Source organism: Pseudomonas sp. HK3 (assembly GCF_052920985.1).
The window spans coordinates 2063971-2088708 of record NZ_JBREXD010000001.1 but is presented as its reverse complement, the minus strand read 5'-3'; the positions used below and the strand labels follow the sequence as shown (position 1 = coordinate 2088708).

The 24738-nt window shown below is 43.5% G+C and carries 23 protein-coding genes; 5 read left to right on the top strand and 18 right to left on the bottom strand.

Annotated features, from left to right (window positions below; translation table 11 throughout):
- Nucleotides 1-4 precede the first annotated feature (4 nt).
- Nucleotides 5-547: a ZrgA family zinc uptake protein gene (locus ACU6U9_RS09770; RefSeq protein ID WP_446734829.1), complete on the top strand. Its 543-nt coding sequence runs from the start codon at nt 5-7 to the stop codon at nt 545-547.
- A 200-nt stretch (nt 548-747) separates the two neighbouring features.
- On the opposite strand, the gene pgm is transcribed toward ACU6U9_RS09770, so the two are convergent.
- The 6 genes from pgm to ACU6U9_RS09740 form a co-directional block, all read right to left on the bottom strand.
- Nucleotides 748-2394, bottom strand: a complete 1647-nt coding sequence (gene pgm, locus ACU6U9_RS09765; protein ID WP_446734828.1) for a phosphoglucomutase (alpha-D-glucose-1,6-bisphosphate-dependent) — start codon at nt 2392-2394, stop codon at nt 748-750.
- Nucleotides 2395-2608: 214 nt separating this feature from the next.
- The gene (locus ACU6U9_RS09760) at nt 2609-3121 is read right to left on the bottom strand and encodes a hypothetical protein (RefSeq protein ID WP_446734827.1); all 513 of its coding nucleotides are present in this window, start codon (nt 3119-3121) and stop codon (nt 2609-2611) included.
- A 67-nt stretch (nt 3122-3188) separates the two neighbouring features.
- Nucleotides 3189-4256 carry a radical SAM protein gene (locus ACU6U9_RS09755; protein ID WP_446734826.1) on the bottom strand — a complete coding sequence of 356 codons (1068 nt, stop codon included), beginning with the start codon at nt 4254-4256 and terminating at the stop codon, nt 3189-3191.
- Between the two features lie 67 nt (nt 4257-4323).
- On the bottom strand, nt 4324-5070 hold the full coding sequence (locus ACU6U9_RS09750) for a Phenylacetic acid catabolic protein (RefSeq protein WP_446734825.1): 747 nt from the start codon (nt 5068-5070) through the stop codon (nt 4324-4326).
- 121 nt (nt 5071-5191) lie between these two features.
- Nucleotides 5192-5908, bottom strand: coding sequence for a LuxR C-terminal-related transcriptional regulator (locus tag ACU6U9_RS09745; RefSeq protein WP_446734824.1), 717 nt, complete (start codon nt 5906-5908; stop codon nt 5192-5194).
- Nucleotides 5909-5928: 20 nt separating this feature from the next.
- Nucleotides 5929-7068, bottom strand: coding sequence for an aminotransferase-like domain-containing protein (locus ACU6U9_RS09740; protein ID WP_446734823.1), 1140 nt, complete (start codon nt 7066-7068; stop codon nt 5929-5931).
- Between the two features lie 156 nt (nt 7069-7224).
- Between ACU6U9_RS09740 and ACU6U9_RS09735 the strand changes: the two genes are divergently transcribed.
- Complete coding sequence (locus ACU6U9_RS09735) at nt 7225-8097, top strand: AraC family transcriptional regulator (RefSeq protein WP_446734822.1); 873 nt, start codon at nt 7225-7227, stop codon at nt 8095-8097.
- Nucleotides 8098-8320: 223 nt separating this feature from the next.
- Here the strand turns inward: ACU6U9_RS09735 and ACU6U9_RS09730 are convergent, their stop codons facing one another.
- On the bottom strand, nt 8321-9334 hold the full coding sequence (locus ACU6U9_RS09730; RefSeq protein WP_446734821.1) for a GlxA family transcriptional regulator: 1014 nt from the start codon (nt 9332-9334) through the stop codon (nt 8321-8323).
- A 112-nt stretch (nt 9335-9446) separates the two neighbouring features.
- On the opposite strand from ACU6U9_RS09730, the gene ACU6U9_RS09725 reads away from it, so the two are divergent.
- Together ACU6U9_RS09725 and ACU6U9_RS09720 are read left to right on the top strand one after the other, a co-directional pair.
- Entirely contained in the window at nt 9447-10298 is an 852-nt protein-coding gene (locus ACU6U9_RS09725; RefSeq protein WP_446734820.1) for an alpha/beta hydrolase family protein, read from the top strand.
- A gap of 14 nt (nt 10299-10312) precedes the next feature.
- Nucleotides 10313-11107, top strand: a complete 795-nt coding sequence (locus tag ACU6U9_RS09720) for an acyl-CoA thioesterase (protein WP_446734819.1) — start codon at nt 10313-10315, stop codon at nt 11105-11107.
- 146 nt (nt 11108-11253) lie between these two features.
- On the opposite strand, the gene ACU6U9_RS09715 is transcribed toward ACU6U9_RS09720, so the two are convergent.
- From ACU6U9_RS09715 to ndk, 9 genes are all read right to left on the bottom strand, one after another.
- Nucleotides 11254-11652 (bottom strand): group II truncated hemoglobin, encoded by a 399-nt coding sequence (locus ACU6U9_RS09715; protein ID WP_446734818.1) that lies wholly within the window; start codon nt 11650-11652, stop codon nt 11254-11256.
- 66 nt (nt 11653-11718) lie between these two features.
- Entirely contained in the window at nt 11719-13179 is a 1461-nt protein-coding gene (gene der / locus ACU6U9_RS09710; protein ID WP_446734817.1) for a ribosome biogenesis GTPase Der, read from the bottom strand.
- A gap of 142 nt (nt 13180-13321) precedes the next feature.
- The gene (gene bamB / locus ACU6U9_RS09705) at nt 13322-14533 is read right to left on the bottom strand and encodes an outer membrane protein assembly factor BamB (RefSeq protein WP_446734816.1); all 1212 of its coding nucleotides are present in this window, start codon (nt 14531-14533) and stop codon (nt 13322-13324) included.
- Complete coding sequence (locus ACU6U9_RS09700; protein WP_446734815.1) at nt 14533-15177, bottom strand: YfgM family protein; 645 nt, start codon at nt 15175-15177, stop codon at nt 14533-14535. Before ACU6U9_RS09700 ends, bamB begins: the two co-directional genes overlap by 1 nt.
- Nucleotides 15178-15282: 105 nt before the next feature.
- A complete protein-coding gene (hisS, locus tag ACU6U9_RS09695; protein WP_446734814.1) occupies nt 15283-16563 on the bottom strand; it encodes a histidine--tRNA ligase in 1281 nt (426 codons plus the stop codon).
- A 37-nt stretch (nt 16564-16600) separates the two neighbouring features.
- Nucleotides 16601-17719 (bottom strand): flavodoxin-dependent (E)-4-hydroxy-3-methylbut-2-enyl-diphosphate synthase, encoded by a 1119-nt coding sequence (gene ispG / locus ACU6U9_RS09690; protein ID WP_446734813.1) that lies wholly within the window; start codon nt 17717-17719, stop codon nt 16601-16603.
- Between the two features lie 14 nt (nt 17720-17733).
- Complete coding sequence (gene pilW / locus ACU6U9_RS09685) at nt 17734-18510, bottom strand: type IV pilus biogenesis/stability protein PilW (RefSeq protein WP_446734812.1); 777 nt, start codon at nt 18508-18510, stop codon at nt 17734-17736.
- Nucleotides 18511-18524: 14 nt separating this feature from the next.
- Nucleotides 18525-19652, bottom strand: a complete 1128-nt coding sequence (rlmN, locus tag ACU6U9_RS09680; protein ID WP_446734811.1) for a 23S rRNA (adenine(2503)-C(2))-methyltransferase RlmN — start codon at nt 19650-19652, stop codon at nt 18525-18527.
- A 143-nt stretch (nt 19653-19795) separates the two neighbouring features.
- Entirely contained in the window at nt 19796-20221 is a 426-nt protein-coding gene (gene ndk / locus ACU6U9_RS09675) for a nucleoside-diphosphate kinase (protein WP_446734810.1), read from the bottom strand.
- Between the two features lie 356 nt (nt 20222-20577).
- On the opposite strand from ndk, the gene ACU6U9_RS09670 reads away from it, so the two are divergent.
- Nucleotides 20578-22419, top strand: a complete 1842-nt coding sequence (locus tag ACU6U9_RS09670; protein WP_446734809.1) for a TonB-dependent receptor plug domain-containing protein — start codon at nt 20578-20580, stop codon at nt 22417-22419.
- Here ACU6U9_RS09670 and ACU6U9_RS09665 read toward each other — a convergent pair.
- Both ACU6U9_RS09665 and ACU6U9_RS09660 read right to left on the bottom strand, forming a co-directional pair.
- Entirely contained in the window at nt 22407-22841 is a 435-nt protein-coding gene (locus tag ACU6U9_RS09665; RefSeq protein WP_446734808.1) for a SufE family protein, read from the bottom strand. The two genes, ACU6U9_RS09670 and ACU6U9_RS09665, sit on opposite strands and share 13 nt — an antisense overlap.
- Nucleotides 22842-22947: 106 nt before the next feature.
- Nucleotides 22948-24681 carry an AMP-binding protein gene (locus ACU6U9_RS09660; protein ID WP_446734807.1) on the bottom strand — a complete coding sequence of 578 codons (1734 nt, stop codon included), beginning with the start codon at nt 24679-24681 and terminating at the stop codon, nt 22948-22950.
- Nucleotides 24682-24738 lie beyond the last annotated feature (57 nt).

Below are 24738 nucleotides of genomic sequence, written 5' to 3'. Positions count from 1 at the left end.
AAACATGAGTAAGCATTTTATCAGTATTACCTGTGTATTCGTGCTGTATTCTGTAATCGTATTGAGTGTTTATACCCAAGAGCGTGGACCCATATTAAAAGCCCATGACCATGGCTTATCTGAACTTACTATTTTTCTTGAAAATCGCAAGATTGAAATTCAACTTACCTCCCCAGTAATGGATATAATAGGATTTGAGCACAAAGAAAATACAAAAGAAGAAATCATTACTGTAGAACGAGTTACGTCTAAACTACAGAAACATGATTCACTTTTCTTATTTATCGGGACATTTTGTCAACATCTAACGACATTTATTGATACTGATTATCTCATTGAAAGTAAACCAAACAATCATGAAAAAATTACTGCTGATTATCAGTACGAATGTGATAATCAAGAGTCATTAGATTCGATAAAAATTGGCTTATTTGAATTACTCCCTAATATTAAAAAAATTCGTGTAACATGGGTTAAACATAAAACACAAAATTCTGAAACTACCTTTATTAAAAACCCGATTGTATATTTTGGTTCCATAAATTAAGCAGCATCATTAAGCATACAGAGCGGAAGTGCACTGAAGAAAATAAACCAATGAATATCGATAATACTCGAAATATCAATTATTAGAAGGCGCTTCAATTTTCCGAATTACTTTTTTCTTAAAGTATTTAAGCATAAAAAACCCAACACAAGATAAGTCTTCAACTTGTGTTGGTTTTTTAAACATAGCAAACTAAAATATTATTTAGCATTTAATGCTGAATCTACAAGTACTTGAGCTTCATCAAAGATACTTTGCAAGTGATCTTGGCCTTTAAAGCTTTCTGCGTAAATTTTATAAATATCTTCAGTACCCGATGGGCGTGCCGCGAACCAACCGTTTTCTGTGGTAACTTTTAAGCCACCAATGGCGGCATTGTTAGCCGGTGCTTTGGTTAAGACACTGGTAATTTTTTCACCGGCTAATTGATCCGATGTTACCTGCTCAGGTGAAAGTTGTGAGAGTTGTTTTTTCTGCTCAGGGGTCGCCGCTGCGTCAATGCGATCAGAGCTGGGCTCACCTAGTCGTTCAGTCAGGTTTTTATAAATCTCACCTGGGTCTTTGCCAGTTACGGCGGTCATTTCTGCGGATAATAGTGCTGGCGCGATGCCGTCTTTGTCGGTTGTCCATACGCGGCCGTCTTTGCGTAAAAAAGACGCCCCTGCGCTTTCTTCACCGCCAAAGCCTAATGAACCATCAAATAAACCATCCGCAAACCATTTAAAGCCTACGGGTACTTCATATAGTTTGCGGCCAATTTTATTGGCGACTCGATCAATCATCGAGCTGCTCACTAGGGTTTTACCCACAGCGGCATTGGCAGACCAGTCTGGTCGATTTTGAAATAAATAATCAATGGCGACAGCTAAATAATGATTCGGTAGCATTAAGCCTGCGCTATTAGTGACGATGCCGTGGCGGTCGTGGTCGGTATCACAGGCAAAGGTGATGTCGAATTTATTTTTTAAACCAATCAAACTTTGCATAGCGTGTGACGACGATGGGTCCATGCGAATTTTGCCGTCCCAATCTAATGTCATAAAACGAAAGGTTAAATCGACATCTTGGTTTAATACGGTTAAATCCAGTTTATAACGCTCGGCAATAGCCCCCCAATAATTAACGCCTGCACCACCCAGTGGATCAACCCCCATACGAATATTGGCACCGCGAATGGCGTCCATATTGATGACGCTTTCTAGGTCATTCACATAAGTATTTAAAAAATCATATTCGTGTGTTGTGGCGGCTTTTAAAGCGTGCTCGTAAGGCATGCGTTTAATGTCTTTTAAACCCGCTAATAATAATTCATTGGCTTTGTTTTCGATCCAGCCCGTAATGTGACCATCGGCTGGGCCGCCATTCGTTGGATTGTATTTATAACCACCACCGTCTGGTGGATTATGGGATGGCGTAATCACAATGCCATCGGCTAGACCCGTTGTACGCCCACGGTTATACACGATGATGGCATGGGAGACGGCTGGTGTCGGTGTGTATTCACCACCGCTTGAGATCATGACTTCAACCCCGTTTGCAGCAAATACTTCCATTGAGTTAACAAAGGCAGGCTCAGATAGCGCATGAGTATCAATGCCTAAGAATAACGGGCCGTTGATGCCCTCTTTTGCGCGGTACAAACAAATGGCTTGGCTAATGGCCAGCACATGATCTTCGTTAAAGCTGCGTTTAAAAGATGAACCACGATGGCCTGATGTACCAAACGCCACCTTTTGTGCGGCAATAGTTGGGTCCGGCTTGTCGCTGTAATAGGCCGTAATTAACTTGGCGACATTCACCAGTTGATTGGCAGGAGCCAATTGGCCCGCTAAAGAATGGATGCTCATAGTCACATGGCTCTTATCGGTTAAATAGGTTTATTGCGCCTACTTTACCTTATGACGACGATTTCTTAAATAAAACTGCCCGATATAAGGACCGATACACGGCCCATAGTTGAATCAATACGTCAGCAACTGATATTGAGAGCGTAATATCAGCGTGCTCTCACAGAAAAACTCAGGTTAACCACTCATGAATCGCCGTTGTTTAACATTAAGCTTAAACCGTATCACTGTACTGGCTGGCGACTGCAATAATGCTATCACTACTGGCACAGATTAATGCGTTGTCGTTAACGATGATGCTTTCGCCAAAGCATAAATTCTTTGAACGCTTAGTGACTTTACCTAAGCAAATAATATGACGGCCATAAAGCGGCCTTTTCATTAGGATATTATTAGAAATAGTGCCGCATGTTTTTTCTTTGTAGTGCATAAAGCCAGCAACCGACACTGCACAGTCTAATATACCACTGATAGTAGCGCCGTTAATCGCATGCTCCCCTTTGCCCCCTAGATGTTCTGGTTTCACATCAACAATGCAGACCATGGCAACTTTGTTATCGACAAATTCCAAATGAAAACCCTGATGCACAGCACATGGCCAGCCATTAAAATATTGCTGCCAGTCAGTGAGATCTTTACCTTTTAGTTCAAATTCCAATGCGTCTGTCTTAAAGCGTTCAATTGCGGTTTTATATGTTTGTTTAAATGAATCTAGGTTATGAGCCAATAGACTTCCCTCGATTAAAAATGGATATCAGGCAGCACGTACTGCCTGATAGGTAAGTAAGGGAGTGTTAAGCCAGCGTTGTCAGTTTTATCAGTTTTTGCACGTCTGTGTTGTACGGGGACCAAATATGTTGCTTCCAATAACTCTCAGAGAGTTCAACCCACTCTCTCATATGTTGTTGGTTATCCATAAATTTATCCGCCGATATTAATAGCCAACTAAACACCGCCTGACTATCTCTGCACCCAGAACAATTACCAGACGTACAACAAAAATTAAGGGTTTTTAGATCCGGGGCATATGTATTAAATAACGGTAACGTGCGGTTACCATTTTTTAAACGCTCTTCATGATCAGGGTGATCAATACTGATACTGGGGCATGAATCATAGGAGAATTCTCCCCAGTGGGATTTCCCAGTTATCATTGCTTTAATGTAATACGGAGTACTCAATACCGTATTTGGGTATTTTTCTTTTACTTCAAGTGCTTTATCTAATAATTTTTCCGATTCACTCATCAAAAGTGGTGACTCCGAACCGTATTCACTATAGAAGTTAAACGATAATTTATTGCCATTTTCTTCAATGGCTCTCACTGTATCTTCGATGTAATCAGTGCCTGCTTCTGTCAACGCATAAACGAATGTGACACGCGGATCATTTTTATAATTTTTCAATGTGGTTTCAAATAATCCGGTAAAACGCTTACCATTTGGTTTTATCGCACGTAATGAATCATCTAAAGGGCCGCCTCCAAAAAGCGAAATAAACACCTGAATGTTTTCCATCCCCTGTTGAGGCACCCGCACAAGACCGTTTGTCGATATGGTGACATAAGGGAAGTGCTCAACGTACTTTTCTATGCGGTTCATAAATAGTGTCGGCTCACCACCAATTAAAAGCGCTGCGTTTACACCCCTTTCTCTTTCCGCGAGAATAAACTGATCCAAATCACTCATGGATTTATTCTCTTTAGATCGTTTTTCAAATTCATTTGCGTAAAACCAACATCCCTCACAACGGATGTTGCATGCATTGGTGACATGATATTCACTTGAGCGTATGGTTTTGGCAAAGTTTCTGACTTTATGAAATCGCTCAGCCAGCCCGGTGTCATCAAATGTTAAATCCATTTATCTGCCTCATCATTTAACTTGTATTTTTATTATTAAAAAAGCCATCTAAACGATGGCTTTTGGGCTATAAGTACTTACGGTCTTTTTTATGATCCGGCACAACCAGACCAAGCTCTTCTAATCGTGGAGCCGCATGCGCGATGAAGCGTTGTCTGGCGTCTTCATTGCTGTGTTTTCTAAGCCCCCACTCAACATACAGTTTCGACCGCTTTGAATTTGAGCGACCAAAAACATCTAAAGAGACAGGCCACCAACGTGCAAGCGCGTCTTGAATCAGCGCCTTACCTTCTTCGGTTGAGCAGTATTCGCGCGTGATGCGAAAACCATGGGCAACGTGTACTTTTTCTTCTTTAATCACCGGAATGGCCATATCGGCAATAGGCTTGTAACTGCTTTCGGCCATTTCAATCAACTGATCTAAAACAGCGGCTTCGCCCAGATATGAAAACAAGGCACGCTCCGGCCAGCTGCGGATATCTTTTACGGCCTCTGTTCCGTATAAGTCACGGTCTTGAAGGTTGGTATCCAGCATATACGTGCTGTCGACACCTATATCACTGAGTACTTCCTGTCCGCGAATATAATGATGAACCTCTTCAGCACCGCGCTCACAACACACTTGTTTTTCGTAAGCATTTGGGGCCATGTTATAAAAAATCTCAATGTAATCATCCGCGCCTGAAAGTTCACCCTCTGTGTGCACCATCATCTGACGAATAACCAGCTCTTGGTATTCTTTGGGCATTTTGAAAAATTGATCTGGGTTTTCAACCAGTACCTTTTCTTTCGTAAGTATTGCTTCAGTCATCATAATCTCCCTTTAAGGCAGCAATTAGAATGAGACAAGCTATCGGTTTCGTATTGGCTTTTAAACTGTCCTTAAGTACAGGTATGAAATTCAATTTTATTAATAACTCATTATCTAATTGGGTTTAAATTAATCCAAGATTTAGACTTTTTGCGACCGCTTGTGGCTTATTATAGGCGCCCAGTTTTTCACATATATTTTTCATATGAAACTTAACAGTGCGTTCTGATATTTGAAGAATCAAAGCAATCTCGCCGTAGCTTTTACCTTTTGCACACCACTGCGTTATTTCTTTTTCTTTTGGTGTAAACATGGGTCTGGCCCATAAAGATTGGCGCACACAGACATCCGCAAGATGCGGTAATATTTCTTTGATGGTGACTTTTTGCTTATCTTTCAACTGTCTAGCTTGTATTCCTACCGATACAACAATCGATCTTGATGTAATGGGGTGTTTTATCACGCCATAACTAAGCCCCTCTTTAAAATCACAAGAACTTGCGCCGTTAATAAAATGCTTACAGGTTTCGGTGGCTTTTTTATACACATCACTCCAAATAATAGGGGCTTGCGAATTAAGAGAAATCGGAATAATAGGATCAGCCGCGAGATAGTTTTCATTTGAATATATTTTTTGCCATTGAGGGTCTGTTCCAAACGATAAAATTTCAGGGTGATTAAAATCATTGACAAAATAAATGACAATCAATTGATCTATATCAAGCTTTACTTTTATGTCCTCATAATATTTATGCAAGTCACTGATTGAATTAATGGCCAAGCATCTATTAATGAGTTTTATTGTTGTGACGCATTCATCTTTGTTAAGTGTAAACTCCATTTTAATTTACCCTATGAACGTCATAAAACGCTCGCCAACGATTGTATCGCCGTAGTGAGTTGTTTGGGTCCACAAAAACTAAAGTTAAGCCTAAGGGCCGGCGCTTGATCACTTTCGTTAATATAAAATACATCACTGGGTACAACCGCAACCCCGTTTGCCAAAGCTGCCTTAGCTATTTCCATTGGATTACCTTCAGCCAGCTTTAACCAAATAAACATACCGCCCTGAACGTCTGAAAACGATACATCAGACTGAATGTATCGACGAATGGCTTGCGCCAGTGCCTGATAGCGCTGTTGATAGTGACTGCGAATATTTGAAAGGTGTGCCTCAAATTCACGATGGCTCAGTATTTCTAACAAAACAGCCTGCATCGGTAAGCTGCTGTGCAAATCGGACGTTTGTTTTATCCGCATCAGGTGGCTTATCCATTCTTCAGGCCCACTAACAGAGCCAAGTCTTAAACCCGGTGCTGAAATCTTTGAAGATGAGCGCAGCACAATCGAATGGTTCGGACAAAAAGAGGATACGAGAGGCAGCTCTTCTCCTGAAAATCGAAGCTCTCGGTAAGGGGCATCTTCGATCAGCACAACATTAAAAGTCTGACACAGCTGTGCAACTTTTTTTCGGGTTTGTAATGACCAACTAATGCCCGTTGGGTTATGAAAATCAGGTACGGTATAGAATAATTTGACCGGCTTAGATTCAAATAACTGCTCTAACGCATTAAGATCAGGGCCGTCAGCGGTTTGGGGGATGGTGTTAATAGAGGCTTGCGCCAAAGTAAACACCTGTAAAGCGCCGAGATAACTTGGTGCCTCTAAGGCAATGTGATCCCCTGGGTTAATGTATGTTCTAGCAATGAGATCAAGCCCCTGTTGAGAGCCGGTTGTCATTAGAGTGCTGTGCGATGCATCCAAGTGGTACGCTGTTCGAAGGTATTCCAGTAATGGGGCATAACCTTGTGTCTCACCATATTGAAAAACCTGCTGATTATTCGCCACCTTAACCATGGCTTCTTGTAATAATGCATGTGGAAATAACTCCGCAGCAGGTAAGCCGCCGGCGAGAGATATCATGCCATCTGCCGTTGCCGCACGGAGAATTTCACGAATGTAAGACGAACGAAGTTGTTGTACGTGTTGCGCGGTCTGCATATCATCCCTTTACTGACTATTCATTCTATTATTAATGTCAAAAGACAAGGTTAATCATATACTGGCCGAGTAAATCAGGGATTGTTGAAAGGACGCACGGTTATTGTCGAAACATGCGGTTTCACATGTCGATATATAAGATGGAGATAGGGAAGTATGATGGACTACCATCAGCAGTCACGGATAAATGATGTACTACATGCTATCCATAAAGATATATCAGCAGGGCTAACAGCAAAAGAGCTGGCAGACGTTGCCTTTTATTCAGAGCAACACTTTCATCGTATTTTTCGTCAGGTTGTGGGTGAGTCTGTACATCAATACATCCGTCGCACACGGCTCGAACATGCCGCGAATAGTCTGATGTTTGATCGCAATAGCAGTGTGCAAAAAATCGCAGAAAAGTGTGGTTTCCATTCAGTGTCATCATTTAGTCATGCATTCAAACAATACTTTTTAGTTTCACCAGGGGCTTGGCGCTCTACTGGGCAAAAAAGTATTAAGCCGCCATATTTAGACGACCCAGAAATTGCAGCGGGTTATCAGCGAGTACAAAACCGTGAAATACCCCAGCCTGATATTGTGACACTAGAGGATAAACTTGTTGCCTATGTTCGCCACCAAGGGTACGGACGCAGTGTTCGCCAAGCTTGGCAAACACTACAAGCTTGGGCCGCATCAGAAGGCCGAGAAAATACCCAACAAATCGCGCTTCACCATAGCAACCCTGTCTGGATTCCTTTACCTAAATGCCGTTACGTAGCCTGCATTGGAATTAATAAACCCATTGTAAAATACGGTATTGTTAACAGTATGGTCATACCGGGTGGCGTACACGCAGCATTTCGTCTCGAAGGTCGTTATGGCGATCTTTTACCTTATGTAAGCCGAATTATGGAGGAGTGGTTGCCTGAATCAGGCTTTAAAATGCAAGCAACGCCTGCAAAGGTGTGTTATGAAAAAAATCATTTTCTAGAAGAGGATGGCAATTTTAAATTGATTTTTAATTTACCTGTTTCGTTGGTGTAATGTATGCGCAAACGTCAGGTGAATTACCGTGACTGGATAATTGATAAAAAATATTAAGCGCTGAATAATAAATATACAAAAAATATTAGATCAACTTAACATAAAAATATCACCCGCTATCTAGCAATCCAATCTAATGGATCAACCTCGATACTGGTTTTATCTTCAATGATGAGCTGAAATTTCTAGTTAGCCTACTGTCAAAAAATCAATACTTAATGCTTTAAAAGTCCCCTCGACTATCAAAGCGCTTACGGTACGCCATTGGCGATAAACCTACTCTTTCTTTAAATAAACGCCTAAATGAATTGCCATCTTCATATCCCACTTGCTGAGTGATGGTTTCAAAGGATTGCTTAGAGCTTTCTAATAAATGCTTGGCTTTTTCGATGCGCAAGTTTTGTAAATACTGCACAGGGGTTTGCGCAGTAGCGTCTTTAAAACGGCGAATGAAATTGCGCATGCTCAATGCAAACTCTTTCACCAATGCCTCCATGTTGACACTTTTTGCAAGATTGTTTTCTAGCCAGATTTGTATTTTTAGAATATCGGCATCTGTGTGGTTTTTCTTGAACGTTGTGCACGAATACGGGGTTTGTGTACGAGGTATAATATCAATCAGTAATTTTTTTGCACACTCAGCTGCCAGTTGTGGCGAAGTGAATTTTCGAATCAAGTGCAATAATAAATCACTGCTACTGGTTGAGCCGCCAGAGCACATGATTTGCCCATCTTCGGTAACGGTGCGCTCAATATTCAATTTTACCTGTGGAAAACTTCGACTAAATTGCTCACTAAATAGCCAGTGTGTGGTCGCCGACCGACCATCTAATAAACCGGTTTTCGCCACCACAAAGGCACCGGTACAAATGCTCGCAATATAACTGCCGTTATCGTGCTGTTGTTTAAGCCAATCCACCATGGGCTCAAGCTTTGGCAAGACCGACAAGATACTAAACATAAAGCCTGGCACCACAATCAAACCTGTACGATCAATATCATACAGAGCTTTATTGGGCTTAAGTTCTAGTTTGCCCGTGCAATAAACCGATAAACCATCCATTGAAGCGGTTTCCACTTCAAATAAATTGGCTTTGGGCGCTTGTAAAGCTGACTGGCGGCCTTCAGCATATTGATACAGCACATTGGCGCACTCAAAAAATTCCAATGTGGCCGCTACGCTGGTGGCAGAGCACATATCGGCCATTAAGATAGTGACTTTCATGGGAGCAGTCATAGCCTAGTCCAAATTCGCATGTAATTAGTCATTTTTGACTATATTGCCTGCCAGCGTCAATGCTTACTATGCATAAAGCAATTGAAGCGCGCGATCAAACAAGGACACCGTTATGAAACATGCTGTTTATCAATTATTTAAAAAGCCGTTTTTTGGCCGCTTTATGAAGCCTTGGCGCTGGCCTGAGGAAATTGATCCGTCACAGTGGCAGGCTCGCAGTGTGAAAAGCGAGTCTGATGCAACCCTTTCAACATTAACGGCACTTGCCTATACAAGTGTAGTCAAAGGCGCTGTCTTGATGGTTCACCCCATGGGCACCATTGCAAAAGGGTTTTGGCTAAAACACGGCCATGCTGAGCTATTACGACAAGCGGGCTACCATGTCATGGTATTCGACTTAAATGGGTTTGGCGAAAGCACGTCAACCACAATGGATTACCCGCTTGATGTTTTAGCCGCAGGCCATTTGTTACAAGCTGAATTTCCTGAATTACCCATTGCGGTATTGGGTGCGTCAATGGGAGGGTCTATGAGTGTATGTGCTATGTCTCACATTCATCACCCATTTAAAGCGGCGGTAATCGAATCGGCATTTCCTACGTTACTGCATTTTTGGAGCCGCTATCCGATTCCCAAACTGGGCATTCAACTTTCTAAAATACTCTACCCAAAAGGCGAACGTAATTTACGTCCAAGCCTTGCCGCACAAAATTTAGTGGGCGAACCCGACATGCTATTAATTTATGGCGATGACGATGTCTATACCCCAATAAAAGATGGGCGGCTACTCTTTAATGAATTACAAAAGAAAACCGCTACGCAGTTTTGGCAAGTAAAAGACGCCAAACACACTCTCGCTTATCAAACTCAGCCCGAGCAATACGCCAAAAAAGTCGTATCCTTTTTAGATGAAAAACTATCAAACAGAAATACAAGTCAGCTCAACCAAAGCAATGGCTTTTAAAAGAGAAACCATATATGAATTTTAACGACATAATGAACCACGTTCGCCAAACGACAGACGTCACTCTAACCGTACCGGAAAAATGGGGGCAAGGCCGAGCAACCTTTGGTGGCTTAGTCGCTGCAATGATGTATGAAAAAATGCCAGCATCCGTCAGCCACGATCGCGTTATCCGCTCCATCATGTTGTCATTTGTGGCACCCGTTGCACCAGGTGAAATGGATGTGGTTGTAAAAGTATTGCGGGCAGGTAAATCAGCAACACAAGTTCAACTAAGCGCCTATCAAAATGACGCGCCATGCGCCGTGATGTTAGCCAGCTTTGGTGGTGCGCGTGAGTCCGAAATTAAAATTAACTACGAACAAGCACCCGCCACTAAAGAGCCTGAGGCGGTGACCGCTTTTCCGTTTATTCCCAATGTAACGCCAGACTTTACCCAGCATTTTGACTACCGTTGTACCGAAGGAAAAATGCCGTTTATGGGATCCACTCAAACCGTTATGGGTGGCTGGATAAAATTAAAAGACACATGCACTCAGCCTATTAACGTGCCACAAATTTTAGCACTACTAGATGCTTGGCCACCGGCCACGTTTTCACTGCTAACAAAACCAACTTCTGGCAGCTCTCTCACTTGGAACATGAGCTTTATTGATACGCCACTGCAAGCAACTGCTAATGAATGGTGGCAATACGAAGCCAACATTAAACAAGCACAAGATGGCTACAGTCATATTGATTCAACCATGTGGGATGAAAACGGCAAAGCCATTGTGATGAGCCAGCAAACCGTGAGTATATTTGGTTAATTTATTTTTCTAAAAAGCGACCGCTATAGAGCGCTAGAAACGCCTACGAGCATTTTCTTAAATAAAATAAACCTTAATTATTCAAACATAAAAAACCTGATCACTTTCATGATCCGGTTTTTTATGTTTATTAAGCACCAATAAAATCAATCCGCGTTACGACAGCGCTCAGCAGGTACAGCCAATTGCATAATCATATATTCTTGAAAATCTTGAGGGTAATCTTGTTTTGCCAAGGCTTGTTTCATACACAATAACCAAGCATCCCTTTCAGCATTGCCAATAGTCAAATGAGCATGGGCTTGTGGAATGGATATTGGGCCATATTTTTCACGATATAAACGGGGTCCGCCTGTCCAAGCGCATAAAAAGCGAGTGAGTTTATCGCGGGATACTTCTAGGTCGCTTGGGTGCATTTGACGAATATGTTGTGATTCTTTTAGTTCAGACATAATGTCGTAAAAGTCATCAACTAGTTTTTTAATCCCATCATATTCACCTGCGGCTTGATAGGTGGCATCTTCTTGGCCATAAAGTTTTGTCATGCTTTTGCACTCTATTTCGGCACATATAAAAAACGCCCCGTAGGGCGTTAGCGTTAACTCTTAATCTTAAGGCTGACTTTTTCGGTTCGCCTTGCCTTTACGTGCTTTCACCTTTTGGTGTTTAGCACGACGGATCGTATCGGTTTGTCTTAAACGATCACCACGCTTGGATTTATTGAAGATATGTTCTTCTTTGGTATCACCAAATGGGTTTGCGCCTGATTTAAATTCAAAACGAATCGGTGTGCCGCTGATTTTTAGTACACGCCTAAACGTGTTACCCAAATAACGTTTGTAGCTATCTGGTAGTGAATTGGTTTTATTACCATGCACAACAATAATCGGTGGATTCATGCCTCCTTGGTGCGCATAGCGTAATTTAACACGTGATGTGCCTACAACCGGTGGTTGGTGATCCATAACCGCATCTTCAAGAATACGCGTAAGTTGCGAGGTCGACATGTTTAAATGGGCACTTTCATATGCGTCATTCACTGAATCGTATAAGTTACCCACACCCGTACCGTGCAAGGCGCTGATGAAATGCATGTCAGCCCAGTCAGCAAAGGTTAAACGGCGTTCGATTTCTTTTTTCACGAAATCTTTTTGCTCGGTTTCCATGCCATCCCATTTATTCAATGCGATAACTAAAGCGCGGCCCGCATTCAATACAAAGCTCAGCATAGTGAGGTCTTGCTCAACGATTCCGTCACGGGCATCGATTACGAGCACACACACATTACTATCTTGAATAGCCTGAAGGGTTTTGATGATGGAGAACTTTTCTACCGCTTCGGTAATACTTTTACGACGACGAACACCCGCAGTATCAATTAGGGTGTACTTTTGTTCATGACGCTCGTAAGGAATATAGATGCTGTCCATGGTGGTGCCAGCTTCGTCAAAAACCACCACGCGATCTTCACCCAGCATGCGATTAACTAGGGTCGATTTACCGACGTTTGGTCGGCCGACTACCGAGATTTTAATGCCTCGGCTTTTATCTTCCTCTTCGCCTTCAATTACATCAAACTCAGATGGCAGTTCAGCAAGAACCATTTCCATCAATAAGCTAACACCACGGTTATGGGCGGCGGCGATGACTTGTAATTCACCTAAGCCTAACTCATGGAAGTCCAATACGGCGATATCTGGATTTAAGCCATCAATTTTGTTTACAACGACATAGGTTTTCTTTTCGAGGGTGCGAAGGTGCTTAGAGATCATAATATCGGCAGGGGTTAAACCTGCACGGGCATCCACTAAGAACAAAACGACATCGGCTTCTTCGATGGCTTGGAAGCTTTGCTCAGCCATTTTTTCATCAAGGCCGATTTCCATGCCGCTGATACCGCCGGTATCCACAACGATGTAATCGCGTTCGCCCACCTTACCCGCACCGTATTTACGGTCACGAGTTAAGCCGGCAACGTCTGCCACTAGGGCATCACGCGAGCGCGTTAGGCGGTTAAACAAAGTGGACTTACCCACATTTGGGCGGCCCACAAGGGCAATTACAGGATTCATTAGGCGTGCGATTCTATGGTGTATATGTGCGTATAATAGCAGTTTTTGCCTGCGAAAGCGTTAAGCAAATGCTGCCGAATGGTTGTGTCATATGCAAAAATGCCCCCACAAGCCAGCCTGCGGGGGCATTTTATGGTGTTACTTACTTATCGAGCTTAAACACACTCAAGTAACCGGAGTTACTGATCGCCACAAGGTAGTCACCTTGGGCAAGTAAACGTGTGCGAATACCGTCATCATAATCAAATTGACGTGACGGATGCTTAATACCGTAACTGCCGGTGCGTACCCAAGGAAGTGGTGGTCGCACTAACTGATCACGGCCAACGATCGTGCCGTCAAGTTGCTTAATTAAGTGTATGTAGCCTTCAAAATCGGTAACCGCAATATGGTTTGCAAATAAAACGGGCTCACTTAATTGGCGCGCTTCTAGATCGGCTTGTAACCATACTTCGTTTGTACTTTGATCATCGATGGCCACAATATGGTCATCTGCTGAAACCAAATAAATATTGCCTAGGCCATTAAGTGGGCCGTGATAACTCGATGCTTCACGCTTCCACATGGCTTTGCCGTTGCGCAAGTCGATGGCCATAACATGACCTTGGTAACCGGCAACAAATAAAGTGTCGTCTTTCACTAGCAAACGACCATCTACATCGACTAAACGTTCTAGCTCACTACGCCCAGCTGGAATGCCAATACGTTCTTGCCACAGCACCATGCCATTTTTAGTGTTCAGGCCAACCACTTTGCCGCTGGCAAACCCTGCTATCACACTGCCGCCATGGAAAATTGGTTGCGAAGTACCGCGTAACGATAAATTGGGTAAGTTGCTGTCATAGCTCCAGCGAGATTTACCGTTTTCGGCATCGATAACATGTAACTTGCCATCAACGGTTTGCAACGCAATATCATCACCTTGCACAACCGGCACAGACAATACTTCTGACTTAATATTTTTACGCCAGATTTCTTTACCATCAATCGTATTCAGCGCAATCACATCACCGTTAGCCGTCGCAACATAACCTTTGCCGTCATGTACCGCTACTGCTGCTGTAATTTCAGCATCAACGTTTTGTTTCCACACAAGGTTACCGCTTTCTAGTGATAACGCTTCAACTAATCCGTTGGCGCTGGCAACATAAATAAAGCCGCCGTCAATGACAGGCTGTAAGCGTGCATAGGCTTTGCCCATACCGTTACCAACCTGATGACGCCACAACTGGGAAAGTTGAATTTCTTCATCAATCCCTTGCAGTGCTTTTGGCCCAAGGTCTTCCTGTTCTTTTTTATCATTGCTTGAGCATGCTGCCAAGCTCACCAACAATAATACAAACAATAAACGCATTAGTTAGCCACCGCTAAATCATCAAGTTTCATTTTTAAAACTGGATTATTGGCACCAATACGTTGAGCTTCAACCACTGCTTGGCTATATGCATCACGTGCACCGGCTTCATCGCCTTTGGCTAATAATGCATCGCCTTTTGTTTCAAAGTATTCTGCGCTAAATGCAGACGTTGAATCTGTCGCTAATAAACTTAACGCTTCGTCTGCTTTATCTTGTGCAACCAGCACACGTGCTAAACGTACCGTTGCAAGGTGACGCAATGCGTCATCCGATGTGTTGTTCTTCACGGCGTCTAATTCGCTCGCCGCAGCAGTAAGGTCACCTGCGTCTACCGCTTCTTTAGCTTTATATAAACCGGCGTATTGAGCATAAACCGTCGAGCTATATTCTTTTTGCAGTTGATCAAGCAGAATCGCGCGACGACCTTTGTCTTCTTCTGATTCGCTGTTTTGCAGTGTTAATACTTCTTGATAAACAACCGAAGCGGCTTCACCTGCTTGTTTTTGTTGGCCTTCATAGCCTTGATAGCCAAACCAACCACCCAGTACCACAACTAGGGCAACCATGGTTTGTTTACCGTTTTCTTTCCACCATTTTTTGATGGCTTCAATTTGTTCTTCTTCTGTGCGCATGTCGGTCATGTTTTGGCTCCGATTTTTTATTCTAATTAAGGCTGAACAAATGCCTGTTAATCTAATGAAAGTCAGTCGTTGTTAGCAACGACTGTATCGTAATTTAATCTGCTTTTATAGCGCTTGCTTAAACCAAGTAGCTAAGTCGGATTGGGCAACGCTCACCTGTTCGGTTTGGTCACGCAAAGGCTTAATACTGGCTTGGCCGTTAGCCACTTCATCTTCACCTAAAATCAGCGCAAAGTTTGCACCGCTTTCGTTGGCTTTTTTCATTTGCTTCTTAAAGTTACCGCCGCCCATGTGCATTTGTAGGCGTAAGTTCGGCAATTGCTCACGTAACTTCGCAGCCACTTGCATGGCACCAGAAGTAACCTCACCTACAGCAACCAAGTACACATCAAGATAGTTATGCACAGCTTCAGGAATCACATCTAAGGCTTCAAGCATTAAGATCAAACGCTCAATCCCCATGGCAAAACCCACAGCCGGTGTTGGCTTACCACCTAGCTGCTCAACTAAACCATCGTAACGACCACCAGCACAAACTGTACCTTGCGCGCCGAGCTCTGTTGTTACCCATTCAAATACGGTTTTGCTGTAATAATCTAAACCGCGCACCAAGCGAGGGTTGATTTCGTATTCGACGCCAACGGCATCTAAAAGTGCCCGAAGCTGAGAAAAATGTTCGGCTGACTCTTCATCTAAATAATCGAAGAAATCAGGTGCGTCATTTAACAGTGTTTGAGTTTGCTCGTTTTTAGAGTCCAATATACGCAATGGATTCGATTCTAAACGACGCTGGCTGTCTTCATCTAGCTCGTCTTTACGGGCAGATAAATACTCAACCAGTGCTGCTTTATAATTAATACGCGCTTCATTACTGCCCAGCGTATTCAGTTGCAACGTCACCTTGTCTCGAATATTTAAACGCTGCCAAAGCAGGTGCGTCATCACAATCAATTCGGCATCGATGTCTGGGCCAGCCATACCAAAGGTTTCGACACCTATTTGATGAAACTGACGATAACGGCCTTTTTGTGGGCGCTCGTAACGGAACATTGGGCCCATATACCAAAGGCGCTGACGCTGGTTGTTGGCAATTAATTGGTGTTCATCACACGCTCGCACACAACTTGCTGTGCCTTCTGGGCGCAGTGTTAAACTATCGCCGTTACGGTCGTCAAAGGTGTACATTTCTTTTTCAACAATATCGGTGACTTCACCAATAGAGCGTTTAAATAAACGGGTTTCTTCAACCATTGGCATACGAATTTCTTGATAGCCATGGCCATCTAAAACCGCTTTCACTTGATCTTCTAAATAACGCCATACCTGAGTTTGACCCGGTAGTATGTCGTTCATTCCACGAATGGCTTGAATATTTTTCTGCGCCAAAATGATTTCCTTAAATTCTTTTCGTAGCTCTATCGCGTTATACTTTTGCGATAATTAATGCGTCAGCGGCTTCTTTTTCAGCCACTTTACGGCGGATCATTTTTTCTAAATTATCCACCAAGTTTTCATTATTTAACTTACCGCTTGGTACGCCGTCTTCATACACTAAATTGTTTGGGCTACCACCGGTTAAACCTAAATCGGTTTCTTTCGCTTCGCCTGGGCCATTTACTACGCAGCCAATCACAGATACATCAAGCGGTGTTAAGATATCCTCAACACGGGTTTCTAAATCGTTCATGGTTTTCACCACATCAAAATTCTGACGAGAACAACTTGGGCAAGCGATAAAGTTAATGCCTTTACTGCGCAGCTTTAAGCTTTTTAAAATATCAAAACCCACTTTAATTTCTTGTATTGGGTCTGCCGCTAACGATACGCGTAGCGTGTCGCCAATACCGTCCATTAATAACATACCTAAACCGACCGAACTTTTAACGGTACCACTGCGTAACCCACCCGCTTCCGTAATACCCAGATGCAAAGGTTGTTCAATTTGCGACGCTATTTGACGATACGCTGCCACGGTCATAAACACATCAGAGGCTTTTAAGCTTAATTTAAAGTCAGGAAAGTTTAATCGATCCAATATATCAATGTGACGCATGGCGCTTTCAACAAGTGCTTCTGGTGTTGGCTCGCCATATTTTTTCTGTAAGTCTTTTTCTAATGATCCGGCATTTACACCAATACGAATCGGAATGCCATGATGACGCGCTGCATCCACAACCGCACGCACACGGTCTTCGCGACCAATGTTACCCGGGTTAATACGCAAACAATCCGCGCCTAGCTCGGCAACACGCAATGCAATCTTATAATCAAAATGGATATCGGTCACAAGCGGCACGTTGACTAATTTTTTAATTTCACCAAAAGCTTCTGCCGCTTCCATTGACGGAACGCTAACACGCACAATATCGGCACCTACATCTTCTAGCGCTTTAATTTGCGCAACGGTCGCCGCCACATCACAGGTTTCTGTGTTCGTCATGCTTTGCACTGCGATGGGGGCATCGCCACCAACCGGCACATTACCCACCATAATTTGGCGAGAGACACGGCGTTTAATTGGGGACTGACCTTGCTTATTCATAGTGGGCAATTAACTCAATTTTGGCTGGCGCGGTAACGCTTGTATTCATCAGATTTAGGAAAGCGCTTTTTTAACTTAAACGCATAACTGGCTTCTGCATTTTTATCACGACTGGCTTTTGCCAACATCACACCGGTATATAAACTGGCTGCATTGTGCGGCAGTTGCTGAGTCTTCAATGTGGTTTCAAAACGATAAAACCAACGATTGGCAATATCTACACGATCACGCTGTAAATAAATATGGGCTAAATTCAAACTAGAAATAGTGCTGCTCACATCTAACGACCACGCTTTTTCAAACGCTTCAACAGCTCGTTTTTCTTGATTAAAGTGGTTATAACATAATGCTAAGTTTTCATAGGCCAGTACTCGAGCAGTGTAATCAATATCCTTTGCCGATTTTTCAATATACTCACACCCTCTTTGTTCTTTTTTAATGGCAAACAAAAAACGGCCATAATGATAATTAGTTGGGCTGTGTTCATCGTCTAGGTCGAGTGCGATTTCAAATTCTTTTTGAGCCAAGTCGATTTCATTACGCTCAATCCAGTAGGTTGCCATGGCACTGTGTGCTGAGGCACTATCGGGTGCAATTTCTAATGCACGTTCGATTTTCTTACGTGCAAGTGGCATGTTGCCATTACGCAAATAACCCACACCAAGCGCCACATAGGTTTCAACTGCTTTTTCACTATCTATCTTTTTAGTAAAGCGGCTGTCCATTACGGTCACACAACCCGCCAGCATCATAACGAGTGCAATTAAGGTTGTTTGTTTAATTATCATCATAGAGTTTCTATTTATTATACCGACGGAGAATTATCGTTTATTTCGTGCATTTTAATGTAGCGCTCACTGCGACGCGTTCTATCTTCAACTTGTCCCACTAGCTGACCACACGCAGCATCGATGTCATCACCGCGGGTACTGCGAATCGTCACGATGAAACCTTGGCTGTGAAGGTAATCGCGGAATTTATAAACGCGATTATTACTAGGACGCTCATAACCCGAATTTGGGAACGGGTTAAATGGAATTAAGTTAATCTTACACGGCGTATCTTTTAGTAAAACGGCCAATTGCTCTGCGTGTTCCATTTCGTCGTTTACTTTGTTCATCATGGTGTATTCGATGGTGAGTTTACGACGATCAGGCAGCGAACTCATGTAGTGATTACACGCTTTCATTAATTCTTCGATTGGGTATTTTTTGTTGATTGGCACCAGCACGTTACGCAATTCATCATTTGGTGCGTGCAGCGATACAGCAAGTGATACGTCACTCACCTTAGCCAAATCATACAGACGTGGCACCACACCTGATGTGCTTAGTGTCACACGACGCTTGGATAGACCATAACAAAAGTCATCCATCATGAGGTCCATGGCATCAACCACATGGTCAAAGTTCATAAGTGGTTCACCCATGCCCATCATTACCACGTTGGTGATCTTGCGTTCACGTTTTTCACCCGGCTTGTCAAAACTCTTTGCCGCTACGTAAACTTGGCCAATGATTTCCGCCACCGATAAATCACGGTTAAACCCTTGCTTGCCAGTGGAGCAAAAACTGCAATCCAATGAACAACCTATTTGTGACGACACACACAATGTACCGCGCTCGCCTTCTGGAATATAAACGGTTTCGATACTGGAACCGCCCGGCATTTTCATGACCCACTTTTGGGTGCCGTCTTTTGAAACGTCGTGATAGATCACCTCTGGGTACTCTACACACGCCAAGTCTTTTAATTTATCACGCATGACTTTGCTAACATTCGACATGTCGTCGAAGTCTTCAATGCCTACTTGGTGAATCCACTTCAATAACTGCTGAGCACGAAACGGCTTCTCTCCCATTTCGACAAAAAAATCTTTCATCTTTTGTGGGCTTAAGCCCAAAAGATTCACCTTTTTTTGTTCATTAGTCATGTGTTCACCTATAAAACTTGATTAGCTACTGCGAAAAATCGAGCTATCTTAAATACGGAAAAAGGGCGGAGGGTAAAATGCATCCCTATCCGCCCCTTCGCGTGCTTAGGGTTACCTAAACACGATTTGCGTCTACGTTAAAATTAACGTGCGCAGATTTCTTCAGCTTTGAAGAAGTAGCTGATTTCACGAGTAGCAGATTCAACAGAATCAGAACCGTGAACAGCGTTTGCATCGATGCTTTCTGCGAAGTCAGCGCGGATAGTACCAGCGTCAGCTTCTTTAGGGTTAGTTGCACCCATTAGGTCACGGTTTTTAAGAACAGCGCCTTCGCCTTCTAGAACTTGGATCATTACAGGACCAGAAGTCATGAAACCAACAAGATCTTTGAAGAAAGGACGTTCTTTGTGCTCAGCGTAAAAACCGCCAGCTAGTTCGTCAGAAAGGTTAACCATTTTAGAAGCAATAACCTGTAGGCCAGCTTCTTCAAAGCGGCTATAGATTTTACCAATTACATTTTTAGCAACTGCGTCAGGCTTAACGATAGATAAAGTACGTTCAACGGCCATTTGTATATCTCCAAAGAGGATCTGATGTGTCAAAAAACCCGCGGATTATACGGTATTTACACCAAAATACCACTGGTTGTTTTTAAACCAGCTCTTAATGAGTTTATACCCAGTGGCTGATAAATTATCGGACATTACGCCCTTTCATGACTCATGGAGTCATCTGCCCAAATGGTGAATAATCCATCGCACTGTCTCAATTGGACTACGCTTAAAGCATGCCGTTTAATGGACTATTTATCATGTACAAAGCATTTAACGGGATATACCTGGTTCCACTACTGGCAATGCTCCCCTCTTGTCTTAGCTTTAGCGCGAATGCAAATGGGTTATTCGACCTAAGCCTAGAGCAATTAATGTCCATTTCGGTGGCATCTAAGCGCTCTGAGGCGGTCTCTCAAGCACCTGGCGTCATTTCTATCATCACTCGCGAGCACATTCGCCGCTTTGGTGGCTTGAATCTGGGCGATCTAATTGACCGCCTAGCCAACACTCAGGTCATGGGCTCCTCTTTATACCCTAGGAACCGCAGCTCTGTACGAGCCGTTTCACAAACTCATATTGATGATAAGGTCCTTATTCTACTAGATGGTCGGCCACTCAGGGACGCCGGGCAAGGTGGTGTGAATGGCGATCTATATGCTACGTTTCCCATCGAGACCATTGAGCAGATTGAAATTATCCGTGGCCCAGGTTCTGTTTTATACGGCACTAACGCATTTTCTGGCGTGTTTAACATCGTCACTCGATCGTCAAACTCACCTCACGTCAGCGGCTTAATTCGCGCAGGCAGCGACTCTGACAAAAAGGTCTCACTCTCTGCTGGCCAAGAATTTGATCATGGCAGCATCCATGTTAACGCCCAACTCATCGAACACCCAAGCGCGCCGTATCACAATATTGCTGGTGAAGTTGGTGAAAACGGTGATCATGACATGGGGTATGACAGTGAATTCTTTCATCTTAATGGCAATTTTGGCTCGCTAAACTTCAGTGCGCTGATCAGCAATACTCGTATAGACAGTGCTAATAACCTCCAATCGTACCCATCAGACGACTGGGATATTGAACGTCGCTTTTTCGACATCGGCCACGCCTTTAATTTATCGGCTGCATCAGACTGGCACTTAAACCTCACCATTAACCAAATGGAAAATAAGGCCCTTATTTTTAGCCAGTCAGTGGGCACTCCTGATGACTTTTTTGTTACCGACTCCACCAGCTATTTATTAGATACCTACATACAAACCACGCTTAGCGATAATACAAGCCTCATTACAGGCGCCAGTTATGACTATTTACTTGGGGATAACGTATCGGCTGGCACTCTAAATACCGATATTGATACATGGCGCGCCACTTATTATGGCCAGATCAATCATAAACTCTCACAGGCTGGACGCATCATTGCTGGGGCGCAGTTCAATTCAACCAAAGAGCACAATGAAGGCTTTTCACCCCGAATCATGTATATCCATACGGTTAACAAGCAACATTCATTCAAGCTAGGTTATGACGAAGCGTACCGCTCACCCTTTGGGTTGGATTTATTTTTAAAGGCGGGCTTTTTAGAAGGCGATGACAACCTAGAACCCGAAACCATACAGACATGGACACTTCAACATATATTCAATGCACATGACTTTCGCCTCGCCAGCACCTTATACATTAACCACCATGAACACCTGATTGTGCGCGATGAGGCGCAATCTCCAGTAAAACTGAAAAACGCTGGGCATGTGGATTACGCTGGGGTTGAATTTGAATACAACTGGAATATTAACGCTCAATGGCGCTTAGAAGGAAACGCGAGTTATCAGCAGAACGAATCTGATACCGGCCAGAAGGATACCGGTATCGCCCCTAACATCATGATCAAGCAAGGCATCAGTGCCCAATGGGCGTCTCGACAATTTGGCCTATATGCCAGTTATTTTGGCGAGCCAACTCAACCTGTGGATCTAAACCCTAATGTGGCCGTTGTTAACCCATCACCTAATAGCTATGTGCTCGCCACCGTGCAATTTAAACAATCACTGGAGCCTTGGCTAAAAACAAAGGGATGGAGTCTGTCTGTGTATGTGGATAACTTGCTAGATGAGGCGGTGTATTATCCAGAATTCGGCCGAAAACAAGTGAACTCGTTCCCCTTTAGAGAGAGACGAGCAATTTACTTTACGTTCGATTATGCGCCTTGAGCCACGTGACGAATACGCGCCACCATACTGCGCAACCCATTGCCACGGGTTGGGCTTAGATGTTTAAGCAAGTCAAGCTCGCCAAAAAAGCCATCCATATCGAAAGCCAAGACTTGTTCTGGGGTTTTGCCATTGTAGGCGGCCATGACAACACCTAATAAGCCTGACACGATGAAAGCATCACTGGCCACATCGAAATAAAGCTTACCGTCAATTGAGTAGGGCTCAATCCATACCTGACTCTGACAGCCTGCAATCAAGCGTTCGTCTGTCTTTAAGCTGTCATCCATCACAGGCAACTGCTTACCAAGGTCAATGATGTACTTGTAACGCTCTTCCCAGGCATCAAAAAAGCTCAGGGTATCAATGATCTCTTCTGGGGTGATTTTACTACCGAAAGGGCTTTGCACTACGTTAGACATGATGTTGGCTCAACATTGGATTGAGCCGCATTTTACGGACACAGGGTACTAAAAGCAAAAAAGCCGCAAGGTTACCCTTGCGGCTTTTTTGATAGACCGATTAAGCTTACGCCGCCGTTGCGGTTTTAGCTCGTTTGGCCTCTTCTTCGTCTTTTAATTCGCGACGTAGAATTTTACCCACTGGCGTCATTGGCAGTTCATCACGGAACTCAATATGACGCGGCATTTTGTAGCCCGTTAACTTATCTTTCAGGAACGCCTTCACGTCTTCTGCTTTAAGGTTCGCATTATCGGTTACAACAAATAATTTCACCGCTTCACCTGATTTATCATCCGGCACGCCGATAACCGCGCAGTTCTCAACATCAGGATGCTCAGACACAACCGCTTCAATTTCGTTAGGGAATACATTAAAGCCAGACACTAAGATCATATCTTTAATGCGGTCTACGATTTTAACAAAGCCATCTTCATCAATAATCGCAACATCACCCGTGCGGAACCATTCGCCATCTGCAGTAAAGGCGTCTTTTGATGCGTCAGGACGTTTCCAGTAACCTTTCATCACTTGTGGGCCTTTCACACAAAGCTCACCACGTTCACCAATGGCCACTTCATTGCCTTGGTCATCGATACACATAAGCGCTGTACTTGGTACCGCTTGGCCAACTGTTCCCATGCGCTCTAAACCACCGGCAGGGTTCATTGTTACCGCAGGTGAACACTCCGTCAGACCATACGCTTCAGACACGCCCGTGCCCGTTAGTTCTTTCCAACGCTTGGCCGTATCGTCCATCAAAGCGGTACCGCCTGATAGGGTGATTTTAAGATCGCTGAAATCTAACTTTTTAAAGTTAGGGCTCGCCATTAATGAAACGAACAACGTATTCAAACCAACAAAGGCATTCAATTTAAACGGCATAATGAATTTAATGAACGTTTCAGTATCACGCGGGTTAGCAATTAATACGCTGTGATCCCCTTGCTCGAACAAGGCCATCAAATGCACAGTAAAGGCATAAATGTGATAAAGCGGTAATGGTGCCACAGCGATGGCTTGGCCTTCGCCTTTTAACAATTCACCATTTGCATTTACTTGATGCAACATGTTTTTGGATTGCAGCATGTTTGCCACAAGGTTGCGGTTTGTTAGTTCAGCCCCTTTTGCGACACCCGTTGTACCACCTGTGTACTGCAAAATAATGGTATCGGTTGGGTTAGCCATGTGAGCAGCTTTAAACGCTTTGCCTTTACCTAACGACAATGCCTTACGCAAGCGGATCGCGTCAGGCAAGCTATAAGCGGGTACCATTTTCTTCACATTTTTCATGACAAAGTTAATCAGGGTACGCTTAACCGTTGGCAGCATATCCGCAAGACTTGTCACAATAATGGTTTCTAGACCGGTTTGGTCTTTAATGTTTTGCACACTTTTGGCGAAAACATCCATACATACTAATGCTTTTGCACCTGAGTCATTGAACTGGTGCAGCATTTCACGTTCGGTATAAAGTGGGTTGGTATTGGTCACGCGCATGCCTGCACGTAAAGCACCGTACATAACAATTGGATATTGTAAGGTATTTGGCATTTGCACAGCGATGGTATCGCCAGGCTTTAAATTTGTATGGTTTTGCAAGTAGCTTGCAAATGCGCCACTTAATTCATCGATTTCTTTATACGTGACGGTATAACCGATGCTAGTGAAGGCTGGACGATCAGCGTAGTCTTTGAAGGCTTTTTCAATCACTTCAACAACAGAGCCATATTGTGCAAGATCAGCGGTAATGCTGTCATTAACACCCGGTGCGCGCTTACCATCCCAAAAAGATGCTTCCATTTTTTTCCCCTAAAACATAGGTGATAGACAACAATCTAAGCGATAAGGCTAAAGCAC

Bases quoted from the DNA above. Each gene is read 5' to 3' on its own strand.
- ndk (WP_446734810.1), bottom strand. From the start codon at position 20,221: ATGGCCGTTGAACGTACTTTATCTATCGTTAAGCCTGACGCAGTTGCT.
- ACU6U9_RS09670 (WP_446734809.1), top strand. From the start codon at position 20,578: ATGTCCATTTCGGTGGCATCTAAGCGCTCTGAGGCGGTCTCTCAAGCA.
- ACU6U9_RS09745 (WP_446734824.1), bottom strand. From the start codon at position 5,908: ATGGAGTTTACACTTAACAAAGATGAATGCGTCACAACAATAAAACTC.
- ACU6U9_RS09755 (WP_446734826.1), bottom strand. From the start codon at position 4,256: ATGGATTTAACATTTGATGACACCGGGCTGGCTGAGCGATTTCATAAA.
- ACU6U9_RS09735 (WP_446734822.1), top strand. From the start codon at position 7,225: ATGATGGACTACCATCAGCAGTCACGGATAAATGATGTACTACATGCT.
- pilW (WP_446734812.1), bottom strand. From the start codon at position 18,510: ATGATGATAATTAAACAAACAACCTTAATTGCACTCGTTATGATGCTG.
- ACU6U9_RS09725 (WP_446734820.1), top strand. From the start codon at position 9,447: ATGAAACATGCTGTTTATCAATTATTTAAAAAGCCGTTTTTTGGCCGC.
- ACU6U9_RS09720 (WP_446734819.1), top strand. From the start codon at position 10,313: ATGAATTTTAACGACATAATGAACCACGTTCGCCAAACGACAGACGTC.
- ACU6U9_RS09715 (WP_446734818.1), bottom strand. From the start codon at position 11,652: ATGACAAAACTTTATGGCCAAGAAGATGCCACCTATCAAGCCGCAGGT.
- ispG (WP_446734813.1), bottom strand. From the start codon at position 17,719: ATGAATAAGCAAGGTCAGTCCCCAATTAAACGCCGTGTCTCTCGCCAA.
- bamB (WP_446734816.1), bottom strand. From the start codon at position 14,533: ATGCGTTTATTGTTTGTATTATTGTTGGTGAGCTTGGCAGCATGCTCA.
- ACU6U9_RS09730 (WP_446734821.1), bottom strand. From the start codon at position 9,334: ATGACTGCTCCCATGAAAGTCACTATCTTAATGGCCGATATGTGCTCT.
- der (WP_446734817.1), bottom strand. From the start codon at position 13,179: ATGAATCCTGTAATTGCCCTTGTGGGCCGCCCAAATGTGGGTAAGTCC.
- ACU6U9_RS09740 (WP_446734823.1), bottom strand. From the start codon at position 7,068: ATGCAGACCGCGCAACACGTACAACAACTTCGTTCGTCTTACATTCGT.
- ACU6U9_RS09750 (WP_446734825.1), bottom strand. From the start codon at position 5,070: ATGATGACTGAAGCAATACTTACGAAAGAAAAGGTACTGGTTGAAAAC.
- ACU6U9_RS09665 (WP_446734808.1), bottom strand. From the start codon at position 22,841: ATGTCTAACGTAGTGCAAAGCCCTTTCGGTAGTAAAATCACCCCAGAA.
- rlmN (WP_446734811.1), bottom strand. From the start codon at position 19,652: ATGACTAATGAACAAAAAAAGGTGAATCTTTTGGGCTTAAGCCCACAA.
- pgm (WP_446734828.1), bottom strand. From the start codon at position 2,394: ATGAGCATCCATTCTTTAGCGGGCCAATTGGCTCCTGCCAATCAACTG.
- ACU6U9_RS09660 (WP_446734807.1), bottom strand. From the start codon at position 24,681: ATGGAAGCATCTTTTTGGGATGGTAAGCGCGCACCGGGTGTTAATGAC.
- ACU6U9_RS09770 (WP_446734829.1), top strand. From the start codon at position 5: ATGAGTAAGCATTTTATCAGTATTACCTGTGTATTCGTGCTGTATTCT.
- ACU6U9_RS09700 (WP_446734815.1), bottom strand. From the start codon at position 15,177: ATGACCGACATGCGCACAGAAGAAGAACAAATTGAAGCCATCAAAAAA.